23 protein-coding genes are annotated in these 22,682 nt (G+C 63.8%); 13 read left to right on the forward strand and 10 right to left on the reverse strand.

What is annotated here, in order from left to right:
- The first annotated feature begins 4 nt into the window (after positions 1–4).
- The 6 genes from yajC (at position 5) to ABH922_RS09455 (ending at position 8,320) form a co-directional block, all read left to right on the forward strand.
- Positions 5–367 carry a preprotein translocase subunit YajC gene (yajC, locus tag ABH922_RS09430; protein ID WP_424806666.1) on the forward strand — a complete coding sequence of 121 codons (363 nt, stop codon included), beginning with the start codon at positions 5–7 and terminating at the stop codon, positions 365–367.
- Between the two features lie 167 nt (positions 368–534).
- The gene (gene secD / locus ABH922_RS09435) at positions 535–2,280 is read left to right on the forward strand and encodes a protein translocase subunit SecD (RefSeq protein ID WP_424806667.1); all 1,746 of its coding nucleotides are present in this window, start codon (positions 535–537) and stop codon (positions 2,278–2,280) included.
- Complete coding sequence (gene secF / locus ABH922_RS09440; RefSeq protein ID WP_424806668.1) at positions 2,277–3,494, forward strand: protein translocase subunit SecF; 1,218 nt, start codon at positions 2,277–2,279, stop codon at positions 3,492–3,494. Before secD ends, secF begins: the two co-directional genes overlap by 4 nt.
- A gap of 1 nt (position 3,495) precedes the next feature.
- A complete protein-coding gene (locus ABH922_RS09445; RefSeq protein ID WP_424806669.1) occupies positions 3,496–5,223 on the forward strand; it encodes an ABC transporter substrate-binding protein in 1,728 nt (575 codons plus the stop codon).
- Positions 5,224–5,258: 35 nt separating this feature from the next.
- A complete protein-coding gene (locus ABH922_RS09450; protein ID WP_424806670.1) occupies positions 5,259–5,810 on the forward strand; it encodes an adenine phosphoribosyltransferase in 552 nt (183 codons plus the stop codon).
- A 98-nt stretch (positions 5,811–5,908) separates the two neighbouring features.
- Positions 5,909–8,320, forward strand: coding sequence for a RelA/SpoT family protein (locus ABH922_RS09455; RefSeq protein ID WP_424806671.1), 2,412 nt, complete (start codon positions 5,909–5,911; stop codon positions 8,318–8,320).
- A gap of 52 nt (positions 8,321–8,372) precedes the next feature.
- Here ABH922_RS09455 and ABH922_RS09460 read toward each other — a convergent pair whose 3' ends face one another.
- The 5 genes from ABH922_RS09460 to ABH922_RS09480 all read right to left on the reverse strand — a co-directional run bounded on the left by ABH922_RS09460 (position 8,373) and on the right by ABH922_RS09480 (position 12,013).
- Entirely contained in the window at positions 8,373–8,939 is a 567-nt protein-coding gene (locus ABH922_RS09460; protein ID WP_424806672.1) for a hypothetical protein, read from the reverse strand.
- The gene (locus tag ABH922_RS09465; protein WP_424806673.1) at positions 8,936–9,442 is read right to left on the reverse strand and encodes a flavodoxin domain-containing protein; all 507 of its coding nucleotides are present in this window, start codon (positions 9,440–9,442) and stop codon (positions 8,936–8,938) included. The genes ABH922_RS09460 and ABH922_RS09465 overlap by 4 nt, the downstream gene beginning before the upstream one ends.
- A 164-nt stretch (positions 9,443–9,606) precedes the next feature.
- Entirely contained in the window at positions 9,607–10,410 is an 804-nt protein-coding gene (locus ABH922_RS09470) for a peptidylprolyl isomerase (RefSeq protein WP_424806674.1), read from the reverse strand.
- Positions 10,410–11,135: a peptidylprolyl isomerase gene (locus ABH922_RS09475; RefSeq protein WP_424806675.1), complete on the reverse strand. Its 726-nt coding sequence runs from the start codon at positions 11,133–11,135 to the stop codon at positions 10,410–10,412. The genes ABH922_RS09470 and ABH922_RS09475 overlap by 1 nt, the downstream gene beginning before the upstream one ends.
- Positions 11,135–12,013 (reverse strand): peptidylprolyl isomerase, encoded by an 879-nt coding sequence (locus ABH922_RS09480; protein WP_424806676.1) that lies wholly within the window; start codon positions 12,011–12,013, stop codon positions 11,135–11,137. Before ABH922_RS09480 ends, ABH922_RS09475 begins: the two co-directional genes overlap by 1 nt.
- Positions 12,014–12,218: 205 nt before the next feature.
- On the opposite strand from ABH922_RS09480, the gene ABH922_RS09485 reads away from it, so the two are divergent.
- The 4 genes from ABH922_RS09485 (at position 12,219) to ABH922_RS09500 (ending at position 15,878) form a co-directional block, all read left to right on the forward strand.
- Positions 12,219–12,899: an MBL fold metallo-hydrolase gene (locus tag ABH922_RS09485; protein WP_424806677.1), complete on the forward strand. Its 681-nt coding sequence runs from the start codon at positions 12,219–12,221 to the stop codon at positions 12,897–12,899.
- Between the two features lie 15 nt (positions 12,900–12,914).
- Positions 12,915–14,186: a histidine--tRNA ligase gene (hisS, locus tag ABH922_RS09490; protein ID WP_424806678.1), complete on the forward strand. Its 1,272-nt coding sequence runs from the start codon at positions 12,915–12,917 to the stop codon at positions 14,184–14,186.
- Positions 14,176–14,805: a hypothetical protein gene (locus ABH922_RS09495; RefSeq protein WP_424806679.1), complete on the forward strand. Its 630-nt coding sequence runs from the start codon at positions 14,176–14,178 to the stop codon at positions 14,803–14,805. Before hisS ends, ABH922_RS09495 begins: the two co-directional genes overlap by 11 nt.
- 83 nt (positions 14,806–14,888) lie before the next feature.
- On the forward strand, positions 14,889–15,878 hold the full coding sequence (locus tag ABH922_RS09500) for a malate dehydrogenase (RefSeq protein ID WP_424806680.1): 990 nt from the start codon (positions 14,889–14,891) through the stop codon (positions 15,876–15,878).
- Between the two features lie 33 nt (positions 15,879–15,911).
- Here ABH922_RS09500 and ABH922_RS09505 read toward each other — a convergent pair whose 3' ends face one another.
- Both ABH922_RS09505 and ABH922_RS09510 read right to left on the reverse strand, forming a co-directional pair.
- Positions 15,912–17,381 carry a hypothetical protein gene (locus ABH922_RS09505; RefSeq protein WP_424806681.1) on the reverse strand — a complete coding sequence of 490 codons (1,470 nt, stop codon included), beginning with the start codon at positions 17,379–17,381 and terminating at the stop codon, positions 15,912–15,914.
- Positions 17,378–17,710 carry a type VII secretion target gene (locus ABH922_RS09510; RefSeq protein WP_424806682.1) on the reverse strand — a complete coding sequence of 111 codons (333 nt, stop codon included), beginning with the start codon at positions 17,708–17,710 and terminating at the stop codon, positions 17,378–17,380. Before ABH922_RS09510 ends, ABH922_RS09505 begins: the two co-directional genes overlap by 4 nt.
- 367 nt (positions 17,711–18,077) lie before the next feature.
- Here ABH922_RS09510 and ABH922_RS09515 point away from each other — a divergent pair, with 367 nt between their 5' ends.
- Both ABH922_RS09515 and otsB read left to right on the forward strand, forming a co-directional pair.
- Complete coding sequence (locus ABH922_RS09515) at positions 18,078–18,464, forward strand: nitroreductase/quinone reductase family protein (RefSeq protein ID WP_424806683.1); 387 nt, start codon at positions 18,078–18,080, stop codon at positions 18,462–18,464.
- A 119-nt stretch (positions 18,465–18,583) separates the two neighbouring features.
- Positions 18,584–19,369: a trehalose-phosphatase gene (gene otsB, locus ABH922_RS09520; RefSeq protein WP_424806684.1), complete on the forward strand. Its 786-nt coding sequence runs from the start codon at positions 18,584–18,586 to the stop codon at positions 19,367–19,369.
- Positions 19,370–19,509: 140 nt separating this feature from the next.
- Here otsB and ABH922_RS09525 read toward each other — a convergent pair whose 3' ends face one another.
- Positions 19,510–20,238, reverse strand: a complete 729-nt coding sequence (locus tag ABH922_RS09525; protein WP_424806685.1) for a TetR/AcrR family transcriptional regulator — start codon at positions 20,236–20,238, stop codon at positions 19,510–19,512.
- 79 nt (positions 20,239–20,317) lie between these two features.
- Here ABH922_RS09525 and ABH922_RS09530 point away from each other — a divergent pair, with 79 nt between their 5' ends.
- Positions 20,318–20,695 (forward strand): VOC family protein, encoded by a 378-nt coding sequence (locus ABH922_RS09530; RefSeq protein ID WP_424806686.1) that lies wholly within the window; start codon positions 20,318–20,320, stop codon positions 20,693–20,695.
- A gap of 68 nt (positions 20,696–20,763) precedes the next feature.
- Here the strand turns inward: ABH922_RS09530 and ABH922_RS09535 are convergent, their stop codons facing one another.
- Entirely contained in the window at positions 20,764–21,555 is a 792-nt protein-coding gene (locus tag ABH922_RS09535) for an ABC transporter permease (protein WP_424806687.1), read from the reverse strand.
- Positions 21,555–22,508: an ABC transporter ATP-binding protein gene (locus ABH922_RS09540; RefSeq protein ID WP_424806688.1), complete on the reverse strand. Its 954-nt coding sequence runs from the start codon at positions 22,506–22,508 to the stop codon at positions 21,555–21,557. The genes ABH922_RS09535 and ABH922_RS09540 overlap by 1 nt, the downstream gene beginning before the upstream one ends.
- Positions 22,509–22,682: the final 174 nt, after the last annotated feature.

The raw sequence follows: 22,682 nt of genomic DNA on the forward strand, positions 1-22,682 counted from the left end.
TCACATGGAATTGCTCTTTCCCCTCCTGATTCTCGCGCTACTGGTGCCCATGTTCCTGGGCATGCGAAAGCAGAAGAAGGCGATGGCTGCTACCAGCGAAATGCAGGACTCGCTACAGGTGGGTGACCGAGTGCAGACCACGGCCGGTCTCTTCGCCACCATCGTCTCTCTCGACGACGACACCGTGGACCTGGAGATCGCCGACGGTGTGGTCTCGACCTGGTCTCGACTGGTCATCCGAGAGAAGGTCGTCGAGTCTGACGAATACGACGATGACGACTACGACGAAGACGAATACGACGATTCGGATTCCGAGGTCGAAGAGACGTCGGCGGACACCGAAATCCGACTGACCAAGGATTCCTGAACCCACGGCACTGGAACATGGTCGAGCGCGATGGGCTCGTGATCGTGTTCCGGTGACGGCGAGGATCGGTGTGATCGCCCGTCGATCGTCCGTTGCAGTTCGAACGTCGCAGCTCGAGTGGTGTTCAACCGCGCTTGTCCTGCACCTATTGAGGAGACTTGAAAATCGTGGCACCTTCCACCGGAACGGTGCATCCGGTCCGCTACCTGGCCCTTTTCGGGGTCTTGGTGGTGGCGCTGTATGCCCTGGTGTTCTTCACTGGCGATAAATCGGGCACACCGAAGCTCGGCATCGACCTGCAGGGTGGAACGCGCGTGACGTTGACCGCGCGCACACCTGACGGCAGCGCTCCGAGTCAAGACAGCCTCAGACAGGCACAGGAGATCATCGAGACCCGTGTGAACGGGCTCGGGGTGTCCGGCTCCGAGGTGGTCATCGACGGTGACAACCTCGTCATCACCGTTCCCGGCGACGACAGTGCGCAGGCCAGATCGTTGGGCCAGACCGCGCGGCTGTACATCCGACCGGTAACCGGCGCGATCGACGTCGCCACCCGCGACGCGAACACGAACGCGACACCCGAGTCGCCGACATCGGGTTCGCCGCCCGCCGACGCCCCGCCCGCCGACGCCCCGCCCGCCGACGCCCCGACTGCGGATGCTCCGGCCCCGCAAAACCGGCCGTTCCCGGCGCAGGCTCCGACGACACCTGATGCCCCGCCGAGTACCGATGCCACTCCCGCTGCTCCGACGACGACACCGCCGGACGCCACACCGGACGACGCCACCGCAGGCGACGCAGCGGCAGCTGAAATCACCGCAGCGCGTGCGCTCCGGCAGAGCGACGATCCGGCAGTGCAGCAGCAGGCCATGGCCGGCCTCGACTGCTCGGTCGCCGATCCGCTGCGCGGTAACGACGATCCGTCGCTGCCTTTGGTGGCCTGCTCGCAGGACGGTCAGATAATTTATCTCCTCGGACCGTCGATCATCGACGGGCAGGAGATCTCCGATGCCTCGTCGGTGTTCAACTCCCAACAGTCCCGCCACGAGATCAGCTTGTCGTTCAAGACGACCGGCAGTAACACCTGGGCACAGTTCACCTCGGCGAACATCGGTAAGCAGGCTGCCTTCACCCTCGACTCCAAGGTCGTGAGTGCGCCTACCATCCAGGGCGCGACCCCGGCGGGTAGTGCAACCTCGATCACCGGAAGTTTCACGGCGGAGAGTGCGAAAGAGCTTGCAAACACGTTGAAGTACGGTTCGCTGCCGCTCTCGTTCGCGGCATCGGAGGCAGAAACCGTCTCGGCGACACTGGGCTTGGCGTCGTTGCAGGCGGCCTTGATCGCCGGCGCTGTCGGTCTCGTTCTCGTTCTGGTGTACTGCCTCGTGTATTACCGAATGCTCGGCGTCTTGACGGCGTTGTCACTGATCCTGTCCGGAATCATGGTCTACGCGATCATGGTCCTACTCGGCAGATACATCGGATTCAGTCTCGATCTTGCCGGCATGGCAGGTTTGATCATCGGTATCGGTATGACTGCCGACTCCTTCGTGGTCTTCTTCGAACGCATCAAGGACGAGATGCGTGAGGGCCGAAGTTTCCGTTCGGCGGTGCCACGAGGTTGGGCCAGGGCGCGACGGACAATTCTGTCCGGCAACGCCGTGAGCTTCATCGCGGCTGCCGTGCTGTACGCCTTGGCCGTCGGGCAGGTGCGCGGGTTCGCGTTCACCCTCGGATTGACCACCATTCTCGACGTCATCGTGGTGTTCCTGGTGACCTGGCCATTGGTCAGCATGGCCTCACGTTCGGCGTTCTGGTCGAAGCCCAGCGTCAACGGACTGGGTGCCGTTCAAGAGGTTGCCCGCGAACGTAAGGTTGCCGCCGCAGCGTCGGCGAAGGAGACACGAGCATGAGCGAGTCCAACAACTCCGGCAAGGATGTGTCGGTGGAACCCGAGGTTCGGTCCGGCCTGACCGATTCCGGAGTCGACCAGTCGACCATGCCTCAGCACAGCTGGCTCTCTCGCCTGTACACCGGTACCGGTGGTTTCGAGGTGGTGGGTCGACGGAAGTTCTACTACGCATTGACCGGTGCAATCGTCTTGATCGCGTTACTGAGCATGCTGGTGCGCGGTTTCACGTTCGGTATCGACTTCGAAGGCGGGTCCCGAATTCAGTTCCCGTCGGACGGAAATGTCGATACCTCGCAGGTCGAGACGGTCTACAACAATGCTGTCGGATTCGATCCGGTCAGCGTGCAGACGGTCGGATCCGGTTCGGGCGCCACTGTTCAGATTCGCTCGGAGACCCTCGACGACAACCAGGTCAACTCGCTGCAGAGTGCGCTGTTCGATGCCTTCCAACCCAAGGACAAGGACGGTAATCCGTCGGCGAGCGCAGTCAGTTTCGCCGACGTCAGTGAGACGTGGGGCGGTCAGATCACGAAGAAGGCGCTCATCGCGCTGATCGTGTTCCTGGTGATCGTCAGCGTGTACATCGCAATCCGCTTCGAGCGGGACATGGCGACCGCGGCGATCGTGGCGTTGTTCTTCGACATCGTCGTCACGGCAGGTGTCTATTCGCTGGTCGGGTTCGAAGTCACTCCCGCGACAGTGATCGGTTTGTTGACCATTCTCGGATTCTCGCTCTACGACACCGTCGTCGTCTTCGACAAAGTCGAGGAGAATACGCGTGGTGTCCTGCATCTGACTCGCCGAACATACGCCGAACAGGCCAATCTCGCCGTCAACCAGACCTTGATGCGCTCTATCAACACGACGGTCATCAGTGTGCTGCCCGTGATCGCGTTGATGGTGGTCGCGGTGTGGATGCTCGGTGTGGGTACTCTCAAGGACCTCGCGCTGGTGCAGTTGGTCGGTATCACTGTCGGCGCGTACTCGTCGATATTCTTCGCCACACCGCTGTTGGTGAGCATGAAGGAGCGCTGGGGACCGGTATCGGTGCACACCCGTAAGGTCCTGGCCCGGCGGGCCACCTTGGCCGAGAAGGGTGCACCCGTCGCGGTGGCAGCCGGTGCCGTCGAGGCGCCGAAGACGCGGAAGGCCGTGAAGTCAGCGCCGCAGCCCGGCGTTCGGCCGACCGGAAAGCGCAACAAGAAGGGGCACTGACATGCGGCCGGCCAGGCGGGTAGTGGTTCGTTCGCTCTCGCTCCTCGCCGCCACATCCGTGGCGGCGGGGTCGCTGGCGGCGTGTTCGCAGGAATCGGAACAGATTCCGTCGATCGGTTACGCGATCGACAACACGATCACCACGTTCAATGCGAACACGACGGCAGGCTCGGTATCGGGCGCGCTGGCGGCCCTCGGGCGGGTGTTACCCGGCTTCACCTATACCGGTCCGACCGGTGCTCCCGTTGCCGACACCGACATCGGCACCGCAGTCGAGGTACCGGGTGACACACTCACCGTGTCGTACACGTTGAACCCGGCGTCGGTGTACTCGGACGGTGTCCCTCTCTCGTGTGACGATCTCGTTCTCACCTGGGCGGCCTCGAGCGGACGATTCACCGCGGAGGTCGACGGTGTGGAGAAGCCGCTGTTCGACGCCGCCAGCACGGTGGGCTACTCGGACATCGACCGAATCGACTGCCAACCGGGTGCCAAGGACGCAACGGTGGTGTTCAAACCCGGTCGCACGTTCACCGAGTGGCGCTCCTTGTTCGGTGCCACCGCCCTGATGCCGTCGCATGTCGTGACCGAACGAACCGGGGTGCCTGACGTGGTGGCAGCGGTGCGCAGCGGTGATGTCGACGAGTTGACGAAGGTCGCGGACTTCTGGAACACCGGTTGGACGTTGCTTCCGGGAGCACTCGACACGTCGTTGCTGCCGTCGTCGGGCCCGTATCGCATCGACTCGTACACCGAGGACGGCGGCCTCGTGCTCGTGGCCAACGAACGATGGTGGGGAAACAAGCCGGCCACCGATCGGATCGTGGTGTGGCCACTGGGTGTCGATCTCACGGATCTGACGGCACATTCGATCGAGGTGGTCGATGTGGCGTCCGGCGGCGTCGACAATGTCGGCGATATCGCCGGGTACACGGTCGAGCGGGTGCCGTCCCGGTCCGTCGAGCAGTTCGTTCTCGGTTCCGACGGCGTATTCGAAGGCGAAGCGGCACGGCGTGCTTTTGCCTCGTGTGTGCCGCGGTCGTCGTTGTTCGAGACGTTCGGCGTCACCGCGGGCGCCCCGACGGTGGGCGTGGGTGCCGGCCTGATCGATTCGCGATTGACAGCGCCGGACGCTCTCGTCTATCGCGAGGCCGCAGCTACGGACGGAGACCGTTTCGTAGATGCCGACGTCGGAGCCGCCCAGTCGGCGTTGGCGGACGCCGGCCTCGAAACGATGACGATACGGATAGGCTATCTCGCCCCCGACCCGGTACGCGCCGAGATCGTCACGCAGGTGAAACAGGCGTGCGCGCCGGCTGGAATCTCGGTCGAGGACGCGGGCCGGGAAGGCTTCGATCCGACCTCGTTGGGGCGCGGTGACGTCGATGCGGTCCTTGCCGGCACGGCCGGTGCGGCCGGTGCGGCCGGAACTGCGGGCATGCTCGACGCGCGGGCCGCCCTTCGATCGGACAACGGATCGAATTTCGGTGGGTACCGTAATCCTCGGATCGATCAAATCGTCGATCAGCTCAACACCGATCCGAACACCGTTGCCCAACTCGGGTTGTCGGTGGAGGCAGAAAACATTCTCTGGCGTCAGATGCCCACGATTCCCCTTTTCGATCAGGTGCGTAGCGTGGCAGTGGCGGAGGGAATGGAAGCAGTGGTAACGAACCCGACTCGCTCAGCGACCGGCTGGAACATGGATAGATGGGTTTTACGTAGATGACGGTCTCGAATGACTTCGTATCGGACAGAGCGGACATGTCCGAGGACGAACTGGCCTCGCTGCACAGCGCGGCCGCCAACGCTGTGGTGCGGTTGACCAGATGGGCGGACAATTTTCCCGGGCCCGGTGTCCGGTTCGCGGATCTCACACCGGTATTCGCGGACGCCGAAGGATTCGGTGCCGTGCTCGACGCGCTGGTGGCGTGTGCCCCGGATGCCGACACCATTGCCGCGATCGACGCCCGCGGATTTCTCCTGGGAGCGGGTGCCGCGGCCCGGATGAGGGCCGGCGTCGTCGCAGTTCGCAAGGTCGGTAAGTTGCCGCCACCGGTGCTGTCGCGTTCGTACAGTCTCGAGTACGGTTCGGCGACGCTGGAGATTCCGGCCAACGGCTTCGATCTGACCGGGCGGAATGTTCTCGTGATCGACGACGTTCTCGCTACCGGCGGAACGTTGGAGGCAGCTGTTCAGTTGGTGGAACTGGCCGGCGCGAACGTGATCGGCATCGCGGTCGTTCTCGAAATCGAGGATCTAGGGGGCCGTGAGCGGTTCGTGAAGTACCCGGTGACGTCGCTGGTTACCGTCTGAGTACTAAAGTTGGATTCTGGGGGTCGCGGCCGACGCCCAGGGCAACGGCTCTCGGTAGGGTGGTTGCCTGAACCAACTCGGTGGTAGGAGGTGGCGACATGACGTCGAATCTTGATCGATCAGAGAACTCCGGTGCACAGTCACGAGGTGCAGGGACCGTCGCCGTACCGGACACGGCTGCGGTGTCGTCCGGTGTATCGGACGGATCGGATCCGTCGCACACCTCCGGCAATCGGGGAGGGCAGTCACTGGCCGTTCCGGCGTCGGCGTCTCGGCGGGTGCGGGCGCGACTGGCCCGTCGCATCACCGGGCAGCGTAACGCTGCTGTTCGCCCGGTTCTGGAACCGTTGGTCAGTTTGCACCGTGAGCTGTACCCCAAGGCGGATCTGGCGCTTCTGCAGCGTGCCTACGATGTAGCCGAAGATCGCCATTCGAGTCAGTTTCGAAAGTCCGGTGACCCGTACATCACGCACCCGCTGGCGGTGGCGAGCATTCTCGCCGAGTTGGGGATGGACACCACCACGTTGGTGGCAGCACTCCTGCACGACACCGTCGAGGACACCGGGTACTCGCTCGAAGAGCTGACCAAGGACTTCGGTGACGAGGTAGCGCACCTCGTCGACGGTGTCACCAAACTCGACAAAGTCGTGCTCGGCACGGCCGCCGAGGGTGAGACGATCCGGAAGATGATCATCGCCATGGCGCGTGATCCTCGGGTGCTGGTGATCAAGGTCGCGGACCGTCTGCACAACATGCGTACGATGCGGTTCCTGCCGCCCGAGAAGCAGGCGCGAAAGGCTCGAGAGACACTCGAAGTCATTGCGCCGCTTGCGCATCGACTCGGTATGGCCACCGTCAAGTGGGAACTCGAAGACTTGTCGTTCGCGATCCTGCATCCCAAGAAGTACGACGAGATCGTTCGACTGGTCGCCGATCGGGCGCCGTCGCGGGACACGTATCTGGCGAAGGTGCGCGCGGAGATCAATTCGACCCTGACGGCATCGCGGATCAATGCGGTGGTGGAAGGGCGTCCCAAGCACTATTGGTCCATCTATCAGAAGATGATCGTCAAGGGGCGCGACTTCGACGACATTCATGACCTCGTCGGCGTCCGGATCCTGTGCGAGGAAGTGCGTGACTGTTATGCCGCCGTCGGCGTCGTGCACTCGCTATGGCAACCGATGGCAGGTCGGTTCAAGGACTACATCGCGCAACCGCGCTACGGGGTGTACCAGTCGTTACACACGACGGTGGTCGGCCCGGAGGGCAAGCCCCTCGAGGTGCAGATTCGAACGCAGGACATGCACCGCACGGCGGAGTTCGGTATCGCGGCGCACTGGCGATACAAGGAGACCAAGGGCAAGAACTCCGGTGACATCGCCGAGGTCGACGACATGGCGTGGATGCGTCAGCTGTTGGATTGGCAGCGTGAAGCCGCCGATCCGGGCGAGTTCCTCGAATCGCTGCGGTACGACCTCGCGGTCAAGGAGATCTTCGTCTTCACCCCCAAGGGCGACGTGGTGACGCTGCCTGCCGGTTCCACGCCGGTGGACTTCGCGTACGCAGTACACACCGAGGTCGGTCACCGCTGTATCGGTGCCAGGGTGAACGGCCGGTTGGTGGCGCTCGAACGTCACCTCGACAACGGTGAAGTGGTCGAGGTTTTCACTTCGAAGGCGGCTACCGCCGGCCCGAGTCGGGACTGGCAGACATTTGTCGTCTCGCCCCGCGCGAAGGCGAAGATCCGGCAGTGGTTCGCCAAGGAACGGCGCGAGGAAGCTCTCGAATCAGGCAAGGATCAGATCGCCAAGGAAGTGCGGCGCGTCGGACTTCCGTTGCAGCGCTTGATGAATGCCGAGTCGATGGCATCCATTGCGCACGAGTTGCGTTACCCGGACGTCTCCGCGCTGTACACCGCGGTGGGGGAAAGCCAGGTCTCCGCGCACCATGTGGTGCAGCGTCTGGTCGCACATCTCGGTGGCGTGGGCGCGGTCGAGGAAGAACTCGCCGAGCGTTCCACGCCGTCCACGATGCCGATGCGTACCCGCAGTACCGCCGACTCCGGGATCCTCGTTCCGGGTGCGCCGGGCACCGTCGCGAAGCTCGCCAAATGTTGCACACCCGTGCCCGGGGACGCGATCTTGGGCTTCGTCACTCGCGGCGGCGCGGTCAGTGTGCACCGGACCGACTGCACCAACGCCAATTCGCTACACGATCAGTCCGAGCGGATCATCGACGTCGAGTGGGCGCCGTCCGCGTCGTCGGTGTTCCTGGTCGCGATCCAGATCGAAGCGCTGGATCGGCATCGGTTGCTCTCGGACGTGACGAAGGCGATCGCCGACGAGAAGGTCAACATCTTGTCCGCGTCGGTGAACACGTCCGGTGATCGGGTCGCGATCAGCAAGTTCACCTTCGAGATGGGTGATCCGAAGCATCTGGGTCACGTTCTGAACGTGGTGCGCAATGTCGAGGGTGTCTACGACGTGTATCGGGTGACGTCTGCATCCTGACGAGAGGTGACGGGTAGGTCGGGCAGAGGATCTGCTCGGCATACCTCGTTCTTCACGGACTGCGTTGCGCTGCCAGGATTCCGGCGTGCCAGCCGGGTGCTCGCCCTCGGTTCGGGGGATGGACGCCGGTGAGGTCGACGCCGCTTCGAGTCAGTACCCACGAGATGACGGAGTTCGAGTTCCACATGTCTCCGGTGCCGAGTTCGTCTCGGCCCCACACCAGTACCGGAACGGAGTGGATCAAGGCGACGACGCGAGCCGCTGCGCCAGGATCGGTGGACAGGTGCTGCGGGCTGGACACTGCCTTGTCGACGTCGTCGATCGTTCCGTTCTTCCAGCAGTGCACCTCGTAGCGGAAGTACCTCGATCTCCCCGCCCACCGGGTTCCGACCGGACCTCGGGCGACTATGCCCCGACCGGGTTGAGTGTGCTGCCACGCGGGAGTCATCTCGACGACGTGGACGTCCGTGTCCACCGTGACCGTCAGGGCGCTGTGGAACAGAGGACGCGGAGTTCGACGCGTCCACCATGCGCTGACCTGCTCGTAGGCGACACCGTTGGCGTGGACCACGCGCCCACCGGCCCCGAGTGGTAGCCAGTAGATGTCGACGGAACTCACGGTGACGTCGGCGGCGCGGCGAGTGTCTCGCCGATGCGGTCGGCCCACGCCTCGACGTCGTCGAACGAGCGGAAATCGCCTTCGGTGGCGTGTGCGGCCCTGGTGGCAAGGCGTTCCCCGAACGGGAGGACGGTGGGGTCGAGCTTGCCGCCGAACATGTGATGCTCCACAGCCCACGGGGTATTGATCCACTTCAGGTTGTCGGCGTTGTCGCCAGGAGTGATCGGGCCGCTGGAAAACAACCATACGGGACGGCTTCGGAGTGCGTCGAGGTCGCGTTCGACGAGCCGTGTTGCATCTTTCAGCCACTTTCCCAGATAGATCGCACTGCCGAGTACCACCGCATCGTAGGACGCAGCGGTCTCGACGTCGTGGGCCGGGACGACGTCGATCTTCGGGTCGATACCGCGAGAGCGTAGGTGGGATTCGAGTGCGACCGCCAATCGTGCTCCGATGTCGGCGGTGGCACCGTGTTTGCTTGCCGTGGTCACCAGCACTCTCATGACAGTCCCCATTTCGTCGGTGAGAGAAAAGCTAGCCGCCCCAAGACTTTAATGTCCGATTTTTCGTGATCGAGTGGTGTAGATCTCTCAGGTCAGTCGACGTGCGCCATGACAAAGGGTGGTGTGAGAATCGTTCTCACACCACCCATTTCGTCTATCTCAGATCAGTTGACCGTGGCGGTCTCGATCGTGATCGGCGTGGCGGGTGCACCGCCGCCTGCGGGCATCGATCCGTCGTCGCCGCCCGCCGCGATCTTTTCGACGGTGCTCAGACCGGCGTCGTCGATGGTGCCGAACACCGTGTAGCTGGGCGGCAGTACCGAATCCTCGTAGACGAGGAAGAACTGGCTGCCGTTGCTACCTGGCCGGCCGGAATTCGCCATGGCGAGCGTGCCCCGCGGGTACACGACAGGTAGCGAGAGATCGGGATCGTTCTCGGCATACGTGGTGGTGGGGTACTCGTTGTCGAAGCCGTAACCGGGACCACCCGTGCCCTGGCCGGAAGGATCGCCGCACTGCAGGATCTGTAGGCCCGGGCTGGTCACCAGACGATGACACGGAGAGTCGTCGAAGTAGTTCTGCTCCGCCAAGCTCACGACGCTGTTGACGGTGCAGGGCGCTTGTGCCCTGTTCAACTGCATTCCGATCGGACCGGCGGTGGTCGACAACGAAACGGTGACCGTTCCCTCCGTCGACACTCCGGTGGTGCTGGGCGGATTGACGGTCTTGGCGGCGCCGGGCGCCGTCGGGTACGAGCAGTCCACGGTTGCCGCCGCAGGTGCTGGTACCGGTGGGAGCGCCTGGAACTGCGACATGTCGAGCGGGGGCGCCACCCTAGTCGTCGTGGTCGTCTTCGACGTGGTGGCATCGGAGGACGTTGCCGCCGAGCCCGAATCAGTGCTCGAACAGCCGGCGAGCAACAGTGCCGCTGCACCCGCAGTGGCAACCATCAGGGGGATTCTTCGCATCAGTCGAGCCTCACAGTCTTGATGTCAGTGGTCAGAATGGGTGTGCCGTCGCGGCTCGGGGTGGCCCCGCCCGCCGCGATCTTGTCGAGGGTGGACAGGCCGCTCGCGTCTACGGTTCCGAACACGGTGTATTGGGGTGGCAGTCGAGAATCGCCGTAGACCAGGAAGAACTGGCTTCCGTTGCTACCCGGCGCGCCGGTGTTCGCCATCGCCACCGCCCCGCGTGGATAGGTGACGGGTTTGTCGACTGCTCGATCTCCCCGGTCGTACGCGGTGGTGGGGAATTCGTTGTCGAAGCCGTATCCCGGACCACCACGGCCGGTGCCCGACGGGTCACCGCACTGAAGCACCTGCAGCGACGGACCGGTGGTCAGACGATGACAGGTGGTGTCGTCGAAATAGCCTTGGTACGCCAGACTGGCGAAGCTGTTGACGGTGCAGGGGGACAGGGTGCCGTCGAGCGCCACGCCGATCGGGCCGTGATTCGTAGCGATCGCGGCGGTTGGAGTTGCATTCGGCGCGATGGTCGATATCGCGTCGACGAGCGGTGGCGTGTTCGTCCTGGCTGCGGTGGACCCGTCGTCCGGGTACGCACACGAGACCGTCGCCGGGAGAGCGGTCCGCAAGCCCGCAGGCATCGAGCCTGCGGGCTGCGAACTCGAACAGCCGACCAGCAGCAGTGCCGCTGCGCCTCCAGCGGCGAATGCCGCTGGAGAGCGCAACATCAGTCGACTCTCACGGACGTGAACTCGATCGGCAGGTTCGGCTTGCCGCCGCCGGCCGTCATCGATCCGTCGTCTCCACCTGCGGCGACCTTCTCGATGGTGGCCAGGCCCGTATCGTCGATAGTGCCGAACACGGTGTAGTTCGGCGGGAGTTGGGAATCGCCGTAGAGAAGGAAGAACTGGCTTCCGTTACTGCCCGGCGCACCGGTGTTGGCCATGGCAATGGTTCCACGCGAGTAGGTGACCGGCGCGGACAATGCCGGGTCGCCGTCGGCATACTGATCGGTCGGGAATTCGTTGTCGAAGCCGTATCCCGGACCACCGGATCCGGTTCCGCTGGGATCACCGCACTGCAAGATCTGCAACCCGGTCGTCGACAAGCGGTGGCACGGCGTGTTGTCGAAATAGCCCTGCTGGGCGAGGCTGACGAAGCTGTTCACCGTGCAGGGGGACAGCGTGCCGTCGAGGTTCAGTCCGATGTTGCCCTGTGTCGTCTCGATGCTGATGCTGGGCGTTGCGTCGGGTGCGGTGGCCGGGATGCCCTCTGTTCGAGGAGGATTGGCGGCCTTGGCCGGGGTCTGGCCGTCGGCAGGGTACGAGCAGGAGACTGTGTCGGGTAGCGGAGTGGAACGGCCGACCGGCATCACTGCGGCCGACTGCTCCGATGCGGCGGTCGTATCGGTGGCGCTCTCGGACGTGTCGTCGTTCCCGGTGTTCAACCAGACCAGGCCTGCCACCACTGCGACCACGACAACCACGCCGAGCGCCGATCCGGCAATCGTCATCTGCTTGCGCTTGCGTGCGCGCTCGGCGCGACGTTCGAGCTGACGCTCGAGTTTCCGTTTCGCCGTCTCCCGGCGTTGCTCGTTACTCGGCACTGCAGTAGTCCTCCGTATCGCGGGTGGATCCAGGATGGATCGTGGTCCGGCCGGTCGCGGGTGGTCGCGTATCGGCGCCGGCATGGTGTTCAACTCGTCGTCAGAGTCTCCCATTGCAACCTGAGAACTTGCTGGCGGGGCAGCCGCTTAGGCTGTAACCGATACCGTGTTACTCGTTTCCGCCCTTCGAAGAGGAGTTGCCCCCGTGCTCGTCACTGGTTTTCCGGCCGGGATGTTCCAAACCAACTGCTACATACTCGCCCAGGACGGCTCACGCGAGTGCGTGGTCGTCGATCCGGGCCAGGACGCAGCCGAGCCACTCTTCGAGTTTCTGGGCTCCGAGGACCTGACCGTCACGGCTGTGCTGCTCACACACGGACACCTCGACCACGTGTGGTCGGCGCGGGCGGTCTGCGAGAGATTCTCGGTTCCGGCATACATTCATCCGGACGATCGATACATGCTCAGTGACCCGGCGCGCGGCATCGGACCGACGATGAAGCAGTTCATCGATGGAATGACGTTCACAGAACCCGACGAGGTGATCGAGTTGGCAGACGGTGACAAGATCACCGAAGCCGGTATCACCTTCGTCGTGGATCACACTCCGGGACACACTCAGGGCTCCGTCGTACTGCGCACCCAGGCCGGCACCGACAGCGCGCCGGTTGATCTGGCCCTGACCGGTGACACGTTGTTCCAAGGATCGATCGGCCGAAGTGATCTGCCCGGCGGAAATCACGAGCAGCTGCTCGACTCGATCGCCCGTAAACTTCTGGTGCTCGGTGACGACACCGTGGTGCTTCCCGGCCACGGGGGCAACAGCTCCATCGGTGCCGAGCGAGCCTCGAATCCGTTTCTCGTTGGACTCAGCGGACAAGAATAAGGAAAAGTAACACTCGTGAGTAAAGCCAGCACCTTCTCCGCGCCCAAAGGCATCCCCGACTACGTCCCTCCGCAATCCGCCGAATTCGTCGCCGTTCGTGACGGTTTGACTCGTGCGGCCCGTCTGGCAGGGTACGGGCACATCGAGTTGCCGGTGTTCGAGGACACCAGCCTGTTCGCTAGGGGCGTCGGTGAATCCACCGATGTCGTGAGCAAGGAGATGTACACTTTCGCCGACCGCGGCGACCGTTCGGTCACGCTGCGTCCCGAGGGGACCGCAGGCGTCATGCGTGCTGTCATCGAACACAACCTCGACCGCGGGCAATTGCCGGTCAAGGTCAGCTATGCGGGACCGTTCTTCCGGTACGAGCGTCCCCAGGCAGGTCGTTACCGTCAGCTGCAGCAGGTCGGGGTGGAGGCTATCGGAATCGATGATCCGGCCCTCGACGCCGAGGTGATCGCGATCGCCGACGCCGGTTTCCGTTCCCTCGGGCTCGGCGGGTTCCGCCTCGAGATCACCTCTCTCGGTGACGAGACCTGCCGGCCGCAGTACCGCGAGCTCCTCCAGGAGTTCCTCTTCGCGCTCGATCTCGACGAGGACACGCGTCGGCGAGCCGAGATCAACCCGCTGCGGGTGCTCGACGACAAGCGTCCGGACGTCCGGGAGAAGACCGCAGGAGCTCCGCTCATGCTCGACCACCTCTCGGAAAGCTGCAAGGCGCACTTCGACGAGGTCCTGGCACACCTGGATGCGATGGGTGTCCCGTATGTGGTGAACCCGCGGATGGTTCGCGGACTCGACTATTACACCAAGACGACCTTCGAGTTCGTCCACGACGGTCTGGGCGCCCAGTCGGGCATCGGTGGCGGTGGCCGCTACGACGGCCTCATGGAGCAGCTCGGCGGGCAACCGTTGTCCGGCATCGGATTCGGTATCGGTGTCGACCGGACGATGCTCGCTCTCGAGGCCGAAGGCAAGTCCGTTGCCCCGCCGGCCCGGGTGGACGTCTTCGGCGTTCCGATGGGTGACGATGCCAGAGCCAAACTCATGGTTATCGCACACCAGTTGCGTGGCAACGGTATTCGGGTGGACCTCGCCTACGGCAATCGCGGTGTGAAGGGCTCGATGAAGGCCGCGGATCGTTCGGGTGCGGCAATCGCGCTGGTTCTGGGTGAGCGTGAACTCGACGAGGGCGTCGTTGTGGTCAAGCATCTCGGCACCGGTGAGCAGGAGTCGGTCGCTCTCGATCAGGTTGTCGATCGGGTCGGGGCCATCGTTGTCCACTGAGGCCGACGCGGTTTCCCTCGATCTGGTTCCGGTCGCGCTGATCGCGCCACGGCTGAAGAAGTTCGCGGTCGCCGTGGTCGTGTTGGGCGTCGTCGTCGGACTGGTTGTGAGTGTGTTCGCATCGACGACGGCCGCACTGGTGGTCGGCTTCATGATTGCCGTCCCTACGTCGGTGTCCGTTCTGTTGACGTTGCGGCGCCATATCTCCTTGTACGGCAATCATATTCGGGCACAAGTTGGTCTTCGGTCGCATGATGTGGACGTTGCCGAACTGATGTCGGTGACTCTGGCGATTCGTTCCGGCCGGATCAGTGAGGTGAGCGTGCACCTGACCGACAGCCGATCGAGTGTCCGTATCCCGCTGGCCCTCTACACGGCGGGCGGAGGGCGGGAGTTGGATATACTCGCGCTTCGCAAGTTGGCGGACGCATTGGCGCTGGGGGAGTTGGCGTCAGCGGCCGCATTGTCCTCGGTATTGATCGAACAACTCCGGGCGGAGGCGCGTGGCGCCGGCCTCGAGGAGCGGCCACTCTACCGGGCCGTCGAGATGGTCAGGGCAGCCGGCCGGGTGCCGAAAACCACACTGACGGATCAGGAATTGGCAGGTTTGGTCGGCTAGCGTGGGTTTCGATCGTACAGCGAAGTCGAACGGACGCCGCCAAGAGTATCGGCGGTGTCGCGCACACCATCGAGGAGACGGCAATGAGCGTTGTGCCTGTAACAGTCACGGTGACCGGGGCGTCAGGACAGATTGCGTACAGCCTGCTCTTTCGAATCGCGGCGGGCGAGATGCTCGGAGCCGACGTTCCGGTTCGATTGCGGTTACTGGAAATCCCGGCGGCGGTGTCGTCCGCCGAGGGCGTCGCGATGGAACTCGACGACGGCGCGTTTCCGCTGCTCACGTCCGTGGACATCACCGACGATCCCGCTGCTGCATTCGCCGGATCGAGTGTCGGTCTTCTGGTCGGGGCGCGACCGCGGTCCAAGGGAATGGAGCGTGCTGATCTGCTCAGTGCCAACGGGTCCATCTTCACTGCTCACGGCAAGGCGATCAACGACAACGCCGCATCGGACGTGAAGATTTTGGTGGTCGGCAATCCCGCGAACACGAACGCACTGATCGCGATGAACAACGCTCCCGACGTGCCTGACTCACGTTTCACCGCGCTGACTCGGCTCGACCACAACCGGGCAATCGCGCAGTTGGTGAACAAGACCGGTGCACCTGCAGCATCGGTGCGGCGAGTATCCATCTGGGGAAATCACTCCGCCACCCAGTATCCGGACCTTTCGCATGCGACTGTCGACGGAAAGCCGGCGTTGGCAGTTGTGGACGATCAGCGGTGGGTCGAGGACGACTTCATCCCGACAGTTCAGTCCCGTGGCACCGCCATCATCGCAGCTCGTGGTTCGTCGTCGGCAGCGAGTGCGGCCAGCGCGTCGATCGATCACGTTCGTGATTGGGTGCACGGCACTGCTCCGGGCGACTGGACGTCGATGGCGGTGCGTTCGGACGGTTCGTACGGGGTACCCGAGGGACTGATTTCCTCGTTCCCGGTGATCTGCGCGGACGGTGGCTTCGAGATCGTCCGAGATCTCGAAGTCGACAGCTTCTCGCGATCGCGGATCGAGGTGTCCGTCGGCGAACTCGAGCAAGAGCGGGCGTCGGTGCAAGAGCTGGGTCTGATCTGATCCGTGCTTTCGCACCGAGAGGTGCCCGCTGATTCAGTCGAAGAAGTACTGTTCGGCGGTCTCGGCTCCGAGCACGGCTGGGGTGATCTTGGGGAGGCCGTCGAGAATGGAATCGTCACCGAGCCCGAGGAGATAGCCCGGCGCTGTGTGTGTCGTTTCTTCCTGGCCACCTGCACCGCGGGCGCCTGCACCCATCATGCCGCCGCCGGCTACTCCCGGTCCTGACGTACTGCTCCCGAGGGCGCCGGCCGCCGACCCCGGCGACGACGTGCCACTGCCGTGAGCCTGGCCAGGAGCGAGACCGGTGGTGGCGCGCAAACCGCCGGCCCCGAGTGGGCCGGCGCCGGCCGCGCCGCCGCCGGCCCACGCACCTGCCGATCCGGCGGTCGGCGTCACACCCGCCGATGACGGGGCCGAAAGACCCCCAGCGCCCCACGCCCGATCTGTGCCGACCGGTAGTGCGCCACCGGCATGCGCTGCCGTCGTCTGGCTGGGACTGGAGTTCGAGTCGTACGGAGCGGCCACGGATCGGCCGGTCCCGACGCCGGCATCGGCTCGGCTCGGCTCGGCCGAGCCGACGAGCCGATTGATTCCGTCGGTGAGGGCGCGTGGGTCGGACATCTTCGATACCGCTTCGCCGATCGGTGCGGCCGGTACAGGTATGGGTCCGGCAAGCGCGTTCATGGCTGCGGTGTGCCCGAACATCTCACCCCGGGTTTGGGTGACAGCCGCTACGGCTGCTTGCAGATGCTCGACGGCGGAGGCGATCAGCATTGCCTGTCCGGGTGGCGTCAACGCTACGGGTGCTGCCGCGATTACCGTGCTTGCGAACGACTCGGCGATAGCGGCCAGGTGTGCGTTACCGCGTTGGACGGATTCGGCCGCGGCAGCAGTGGTGTTCGAGATGGCGACCCCGCGGTCGCTGAGTTCGGAGCCGCTGCGTTGCGCGGACTGTACAAGGTCGGTGGTTGCTTCGTGGGCGTTGCTCTTCCACGTCTGGCCCACATCGGCGAGCCCATTTCGGGAGAGCCCCATCGCCTTGTCGATCAGCGACGATGCCTGATTGAAGATTGCGACCGGGTCTATGCCGCTGAACGTGCCGGTGCCCAAACCCTTCGCGAGATCGAGGAGCGAACCGACAAGCTCGGTGACGCCCGGTATGGCGGGAAGCCCGGCCCCGGACATCAAGGATTCGATCGGGTTGGGCGCAATCACAGGGGCTGGTGCCGGCAGAAGAAAATTTGGTACCGACGGCAAAACCGGAAGCGAAGGGAGCAGGGAACCGAGGTTCGACAAGCCGGAGAGGTCGGGCAGTGCCGGCGTCAGCGTGGATAGATCGGGCGGTGGCGGCAAGACGGGCATGTCCATTCCCAGGACCGGAGCGAAAGCCGACTGTTCGATCGCGTCGACAGCGAGCGTCCCGATCGGAGTGTCGAGAGCAGGGCCCACGACGCCGCCCTGGAGGAACTCGAGAACGGTGGTGTGGTCGTCGTCATCGCTCATGCCAGGGCTCCCGCGGCTCCACCGGCGCGGCGTAGGGCATTGCCGTGATCGGAGTCGGTGCGGTCGTAGGTCTCGGCGGCGGCATCCACCGCAGCGCCGGTGCCGGCGTAGAACGCGGCGAGTGATGCGACATCGCGAGTGTGCGTGGACTGCGCCCGGGCAAAAGCTTCGAGAAACTCGAGACCGATCGGACCGACTGCCGGTCCCACGGTGGCCAGATTGGTCTGTAGATCCACGGCTGCGGCATTGGCGATGTGACCTGCGGCCTCGACGGATGTGGACCCGTACTTGCGGATATCGTCGGTCACAACTCTAAGTTCGCTCATCATTACCCCCCAGTTGGTAAGCGTCGAGAGAACTCTAACGGACACCGAACCTTTCTTGTGCGACCAACTCTCCACCCCGTCCCGAAAAATGCGGCATACACGATCAAATAGCGGCAGGTGTGGACGATCGGGTAGGTCGTTTTCGGACTTCAGGCCCACAGTCGCAGCATCGAACGTGGTGGCCGGTGCCGATATCTTCCATGACCGGGAGCGAACTGACGGCCACCGCCGCGCCCGGCCGGGGACTGATCACGTTGAAAATCAAGAGCTTTGGCGATATGCGAAAATTCGCGCCAGGTTGTCCGGTCACACCCGCTCGGATCCGCCGTCGACTGATCGTTGCGTGGATCCGGAGTGCGATACTGAGGCGGTGACGGTAGAGAACGCGTCCTGCGTATGGTTGACCACTCTTCGGTCGGATGGATCCCCGCACACGACGCCGGTGTGGTTTCTGTTGCACGAAAACATATTTTGGATCGTCAGTTCGACGGCAAACGCGAAGGTTCGGAACCTCGCGGCAGATCCGCGAGTCTCGATCGCAGTCGACGGCTCCGCCTCCGACGACCCGCGGGTAGCGGAAGGTCTCGCCACTGTTCATCACGAGATCGAGAGGTTCGATCGTCTCGTGAGGTTGTTTGCCGTCAAGTACGGCGGCTGGGATGCCACCGACGAATCGCTGGACGGTCCGCGAGTGCTGGTCGAAGTCCGTGTCACGAGATGGTTGCTCGGGCCGAACCGGACGCACGGGGGAATGTAACGCGATGGGTTCGGTGGGCCCGACGAATCGGCGGCCTAATCGGTGGAGCCGACACCGTTTCTCGACGGCGACGTGTACTGCCGGTTCGTCGGGTTCGGATTGTTTGACAGACTTGGGACATGAGAACCGCATCGGACGTCATCGCTCGTCTGGCCGCAGACCCCGTGCACTCCGCCCTGATCATGGACTTCGACGGAGTGCTGGCTCCGATCGTCGACGATCCGTCCAGCAGTGCCTTACTTCCCGGTGCCGCCGAGGTGTTGACCGCGCTGTCTAGCCGACTGGCTCTCGTGGGCTTGCTTTCCGGCCGCCCGGTGTCGTTCTTGCGAGACCGCGTCAGTGGCGACGGATTGGCTCTGATGGGTTCTTACGGGGTGGAGACGTGGACTTCCGAGGGGGTCGAGGTGCTCGATTCCGTGGCGGCATGGATGCCGGCCGTGGCGGCGGCCGAGGCCGAACTTCGCCACGCGTTCTCCGGTTCCGCGTTCGAGGGAATCCATGTCGAGTCCAAAGGCCTTGGGGTTGCCGTGCACTGGCGTCGCGCGCAGGATCGCAGTGCGGCATCGAAGAACGTCCACAGTATTACGGTGGCGGTCGCGCAGCGGACGGGGTTGAGACTCGAGCCGGGCAAGATGGTCGAGGAATTGCGTCCACCCGTGAACGAAGACAAGGGGACGGGGTTGCGGCGCGCGGTAGCTGTCGCACAGGTGAGGACGGTCGCCTATGCGGGTGACGATCGGGGCGATCTCCCGGCCTTCGCTGCTGCGTTGGCGATGGGCGGAGAAGCGCTGGTGGTGCGCGGCGCAGACATTGCCGACGAGGTTGCGGCAGTAGCCGGTGTGATGATCGACGGGCCGCACGCGTACTTGGAATGGATGACGGACTTGGCTCGGGAGTTGGCATGAGGATTCGGGCGCGCTCGCAGCGGGCTTGCTCGTGACGTCCCCGGCCCAGTGCGTGCCTGGCATGCAATGCACGCACAGGACCTGTGGTGCCGAACAGTCGGTTCAGCGATGCCGCAGTTGTCGGTAACTCCGCGGTTCGGTCAACTCTGTGTGTTGACAAGTGATTCCAAGGCGTCCACAACGCGGGCCAAGCCGAAAGTCCACGCCGCATCGGGGCTGTACGGGGCGTTCATGGATTCTCCGGCTGCGGCCCCCACTCGTTGTGCGAGCGGGAAGTCCTCGCCGAGATAAGTTTTCAGGCGTTCGTTCCAGAGGTACCAGACATCTGCCATGTCGGCCGCATGCGGATCCGGGCGTCGCGCCTGGGCGGCTGTGCGGGTGAAGTCCGTGACGAACGTCAATGCCGCATCTCGCTCGACATCGTCGAGGTTCGTTCCGTCGAACGCGTGAAGTTCGTGGTCGTACTTCGCGATGGTGCCGGGCCCCAGGGCCGAGCGCTGGTCGGTCACGTCGATCAACCACCAGTGACGTGTGTACAGGGCGAGATCGGCTTCGGCGATCTGTTCGACGCGTGCCTGCCAGTCGTCGGTGACATAGGGATCGCGGCGCTGGCCGGCGCGGACGGCGTCCGCCATGAGGACGAGGAGGTCGGTGCGCGTGCCGATATGGGTGTACACCGCCATGGGGGAGATGCCGAGTTCGGAGGCCAGCTTTCGCACCGTCAGTGATTCGAGCCCCTCGGCGTCCGCCAGATCGATGGCGCAGTCGACGGTCCGCGACGTTGTCACTTTGGCTTTGGGGCCGCGGCTTCCGTCTCGCGGCGCGTGCGGATGGGCACGCCAGAGCAGGTCGATCAACTCGCGTGGCACGTGTACCTCCTCGGATCGAAAATACAGGAGCTCCCAAAACGATGTACATTGTATATAGTTATTCTATCGGGAGGGCATCATGAAAATCACCGGAACCGCGCTGTCTCTCAATGTGGACGACGTCGATGCGTCGGCTCGATTCGCGAAAATTCACTTCGGCTTCACCGAATCGATGTCCGACGACGGCTTCGTCTCACTCGCGCACCCCGATATCGACGTCAACGTGGTGTTCCTTCGCGTCGGACTGGGAACGTTCAAGCCCGAGTCGATTGCCGGATCGGCTGGGCAGGGATTACTGATCGCATTTGTCGTGGACGATCTCGACGCCGAATTCGCCCGGATATCCGCAGCTGGTGCCACTGTGGTCACCGAACCGGAGACAGAGCCGTGGGGAGAGCGGTACTGCCAGTTCTCGGACCCCAACGGAATCGTGTGGCAGCTCGTCCAGTGGATGTGACCGACTGACGGTGGGTGTACCGACGGACATCTCGTGTCGGTACACCCTCGAAGGTCCGAGCGCGTGGCTCAGGCGTCGCGTCGATCCGCAACGACGAGGCCTGCGCCGAAGACGACCAGGACGAACGCCGCGAAGTAGATCAGGCTTCCCCATGGTCCCCAATGGAAATTGGTGCCCGAGGTGTTACCCAGGAAGTGATCGGCGTTCGCGAACGGCAGGAACGGCGTCACGGCGCGACCGAATGAGCCGAACATTCCGAACAGACTCTCGATCAGGAGTGGCCACAGGAGCAGCAGGGCGATGGCTCCGGCCGACTGGCGAAGCAGGGTGCCGACGCCGATCGCGAGGATCACGCACAGGAAGGCGAAGATCGGGACGCCGTAGACGGCACGCCAGGCGTCGGCGCTGTCGAGAGCCAGGTTGACGGACCCTTCGGTGCCGGCGGACCACCTGGTGACGGCGAGCGCGCCGAACATCAGGACAAAGGTCAACAGCGCGCCGAACGAGCCGAGCAGAGCGACTTTTGCGATCAGGACGGATCGGCGATCGGGTACGGCTTGGAATGTGGTTCGGATGACACCGAAGCGATACTCGCTGGTCACAGCTAGCGCGGCCATGATCATCAACACCATGATTCCGAAGCCGGACACTCCGAGACCTGCCTCGGCGAAGGTGGGTAGGAACTTCTCGAGATCCGAGGTTCCCTCGGCTGCGTGGTCGTTGTAGGAGCTGATGCTGGAACTGGACGAGCGGCCGATCATCCACGCGACGCCTAGTGCGAGGGCGATGATGATGACCGTGCACCACAGGGGTGACTTGGTGGTGGTGATCTTGATTCTTTCAGCACTGAGGACAGCCATTACAGTGCACCTCCCATGGAATTGTTCTGTGCGCCGTCGACTCCGGTCGCCTGGTACTGGACATCGTCACCGGTGAGTTTCATGAAGGCATCCTCGAGTGAGCCCTGATGAGAAGCCAACTCGTACAACATGATCCCGTTCGATCCGGCCAGACCACCGATCACGTCGGTGGTGGAATCGACCACCACCAATGCCGGCGCCGCGCCGGTACCGTCCTCGCGGACGGTGAGCCCCTGCGAGGTCAACACACTGCGCAGTGCATCCAGTTGCGGGCTACGAACACGCACCGTGGACTCCGAGGAGCGATCCACGAATTCCTGGACCGAGGAATCGGAGATCAACCGGCCCCGACCGATGACCACCAGATTCTCCGCCGTGAGCGCCATCTCGGTGAGCAGGTGCGAGGACACCAACACCGTGCGCCCCTCGGACGCCAAGCGCTGCATGAACTTACGGATCCAGACGATGCCCTCGGGGTCGAGACCGTTGACCGGCTCGTCGAACAACAAAATCTTCGGATCCCCCAGCAGCGCCCCGGCCAAGCCGAGTCGCTGCGACATCCCGAGGGAGAATCCGCCCGCTTTCTTGCCCGCGACCTCGGACAACCCGACCAGCCCGAGGACCTCGTCGACGCGGGACTTGGGAATCGAGTTCGATGCCGCCATCCACTGCAGGTGGGCCCGCGCACTGCGGTTCGGGTGCACCCACTTCGCGTCGAGCAGTGCGCCGACGGTCCGTAGCGGGTCTTTGAGTTCGCGGTACGGTTTGCCGTCTACCAGCGCCTGCCCGGCCGTGGGGCGGTCCAAGCCCAAGATCATGCGCATCGTGGTGGACTTTCCGGCGCCGTTGGGTCCGAGGAACCCGGTCACCACCCCCGACTTGACCGTGAACGTCAGATCGTCCACCGCTTTGGTGGGCCCGTATGCCTTGGTCAATCCCCTCAGTTCAATCATGAGGAGAACTCTTCCCGAGCGGGAGCAAGGTACGCATCGTCCCGGGGGATGACATGGACCCTGAAGTTTTTTCCGTCTCGGGTCAGGGAATACCCTTTGGCGGACCGATCCGCCGTGGCGGTCGAAGTACTGGATTGCCGTAGTCGTGCGCGGCCAGGATGGAACGCGCACTTC

The organism is Rhodococcus sp. 27YEA15 (genome assembly GCF_049739425.1).
GTDB lineage: Bacteria > Actinomycetota > Actinomycetes > Mycobacteriales > Mycobacteriaceae > Rhodococcus_F.

Coding starts and splice junctions, on each gene's coding strand:
- ABH922_RS09530 (WP_424806686.1), top strand. CDS start 20,318: ATGAAAATCACCGGAACCGCGCTGTCTCTCAATGTGGACGACGTCGAT.
- ABH922_RS09445 (WP_424806669.1), top strand. CDS start 3,496: ATGCGGCCGGCCAGGCGGGTAGTGGTTCGTTCGCTCTCGCTCCTCGCC.
- ABH922_RS09465 (WP_424806673.1), bottom strand. CDS start 9,442: ATGAGAGTGCTGGTGACCACGGCAAGCAAACACGGTGCCACCGCCGAC.
- ABH922_RS09540 (WP_424806688.1), bottom strand. CDS start 22,508: ATGATTGAACTGAGGGGATTGACCAAGGCATACGGGCCCACCAAAGCG.
- ABH922_RS09505 (WP_424806681.1), bottom strand. CDS start 17,381: ATGAGCGATGACGACGACCACACCACCGTTCTCGAGTTCCTCCAGGGC.
- ABH922_RS09500 (WP_424806680.1), top strand. CDS start 14,889: ATGAGCGTTGTGCCTGTAACAGTCACGGTGACCGGGGCGTCAGGACAG.
- ABH922_RS09455 (WP_424806671.1), top strand. CDS start 5,909: ATGACGTCGAATCTTGATCGATCAGAGAACTCCGGTGCACAGTCACGA.
- ABH922_RS09475 (WP_424806675.1), bottom strand. CDS start 11,135: ATGTTGCGCTCTCCAGCGGCATTCGCCGCTGGAGGCGCAGCGGCACTG.
- secF (WP_424806668.1), top strand. CDS start 2,277: ATGAGCGAGTCCAACAACTCCGGCAAGGATGTGTCGGTGGAACCCGAG.
- ABH922_RS09450 (WP_424806670.1), top strand. CDS start 5,259: ATGTCCGAGGACGAACTGGCCTCGCTGCACAGCGCGGCCGCCAACGCT.
- yajC (WP_424806666.1), top strand. CDS start 5: ATGGAATTGCTCTTTCCCCTCCTGATTCTCGCGCTACTGGTGCCCATG.
- ABH922_RS09535 (WP_424806687.1), bottom strand. CDS start 21,555: ATGGCTGTCCTCAGTGCTGAAAGAATCAAGATCACCACCACCAAGTCA.
- otsB (WP_424806684.1), top strand. CDS start 18,584: ATGAGAACCGCATCGGACGTCATCGCTCGTCTGGCCGCAGACCCCGTG.
- ABH922_RS09470 (WP_424806674.1), bottom strand. CDS start 10,410: ATGCGAAGAATCCCCCTGATGGTTGCCACTGCGGGTGCAGCGGCACTG.
- ABH922_RS09510 (WP_424806682.1), bottom strand. CDS start 17,710: ATGATGAGCGAACTTAGAGTTGTGACCGACGATATCCGCAAGTACGGG.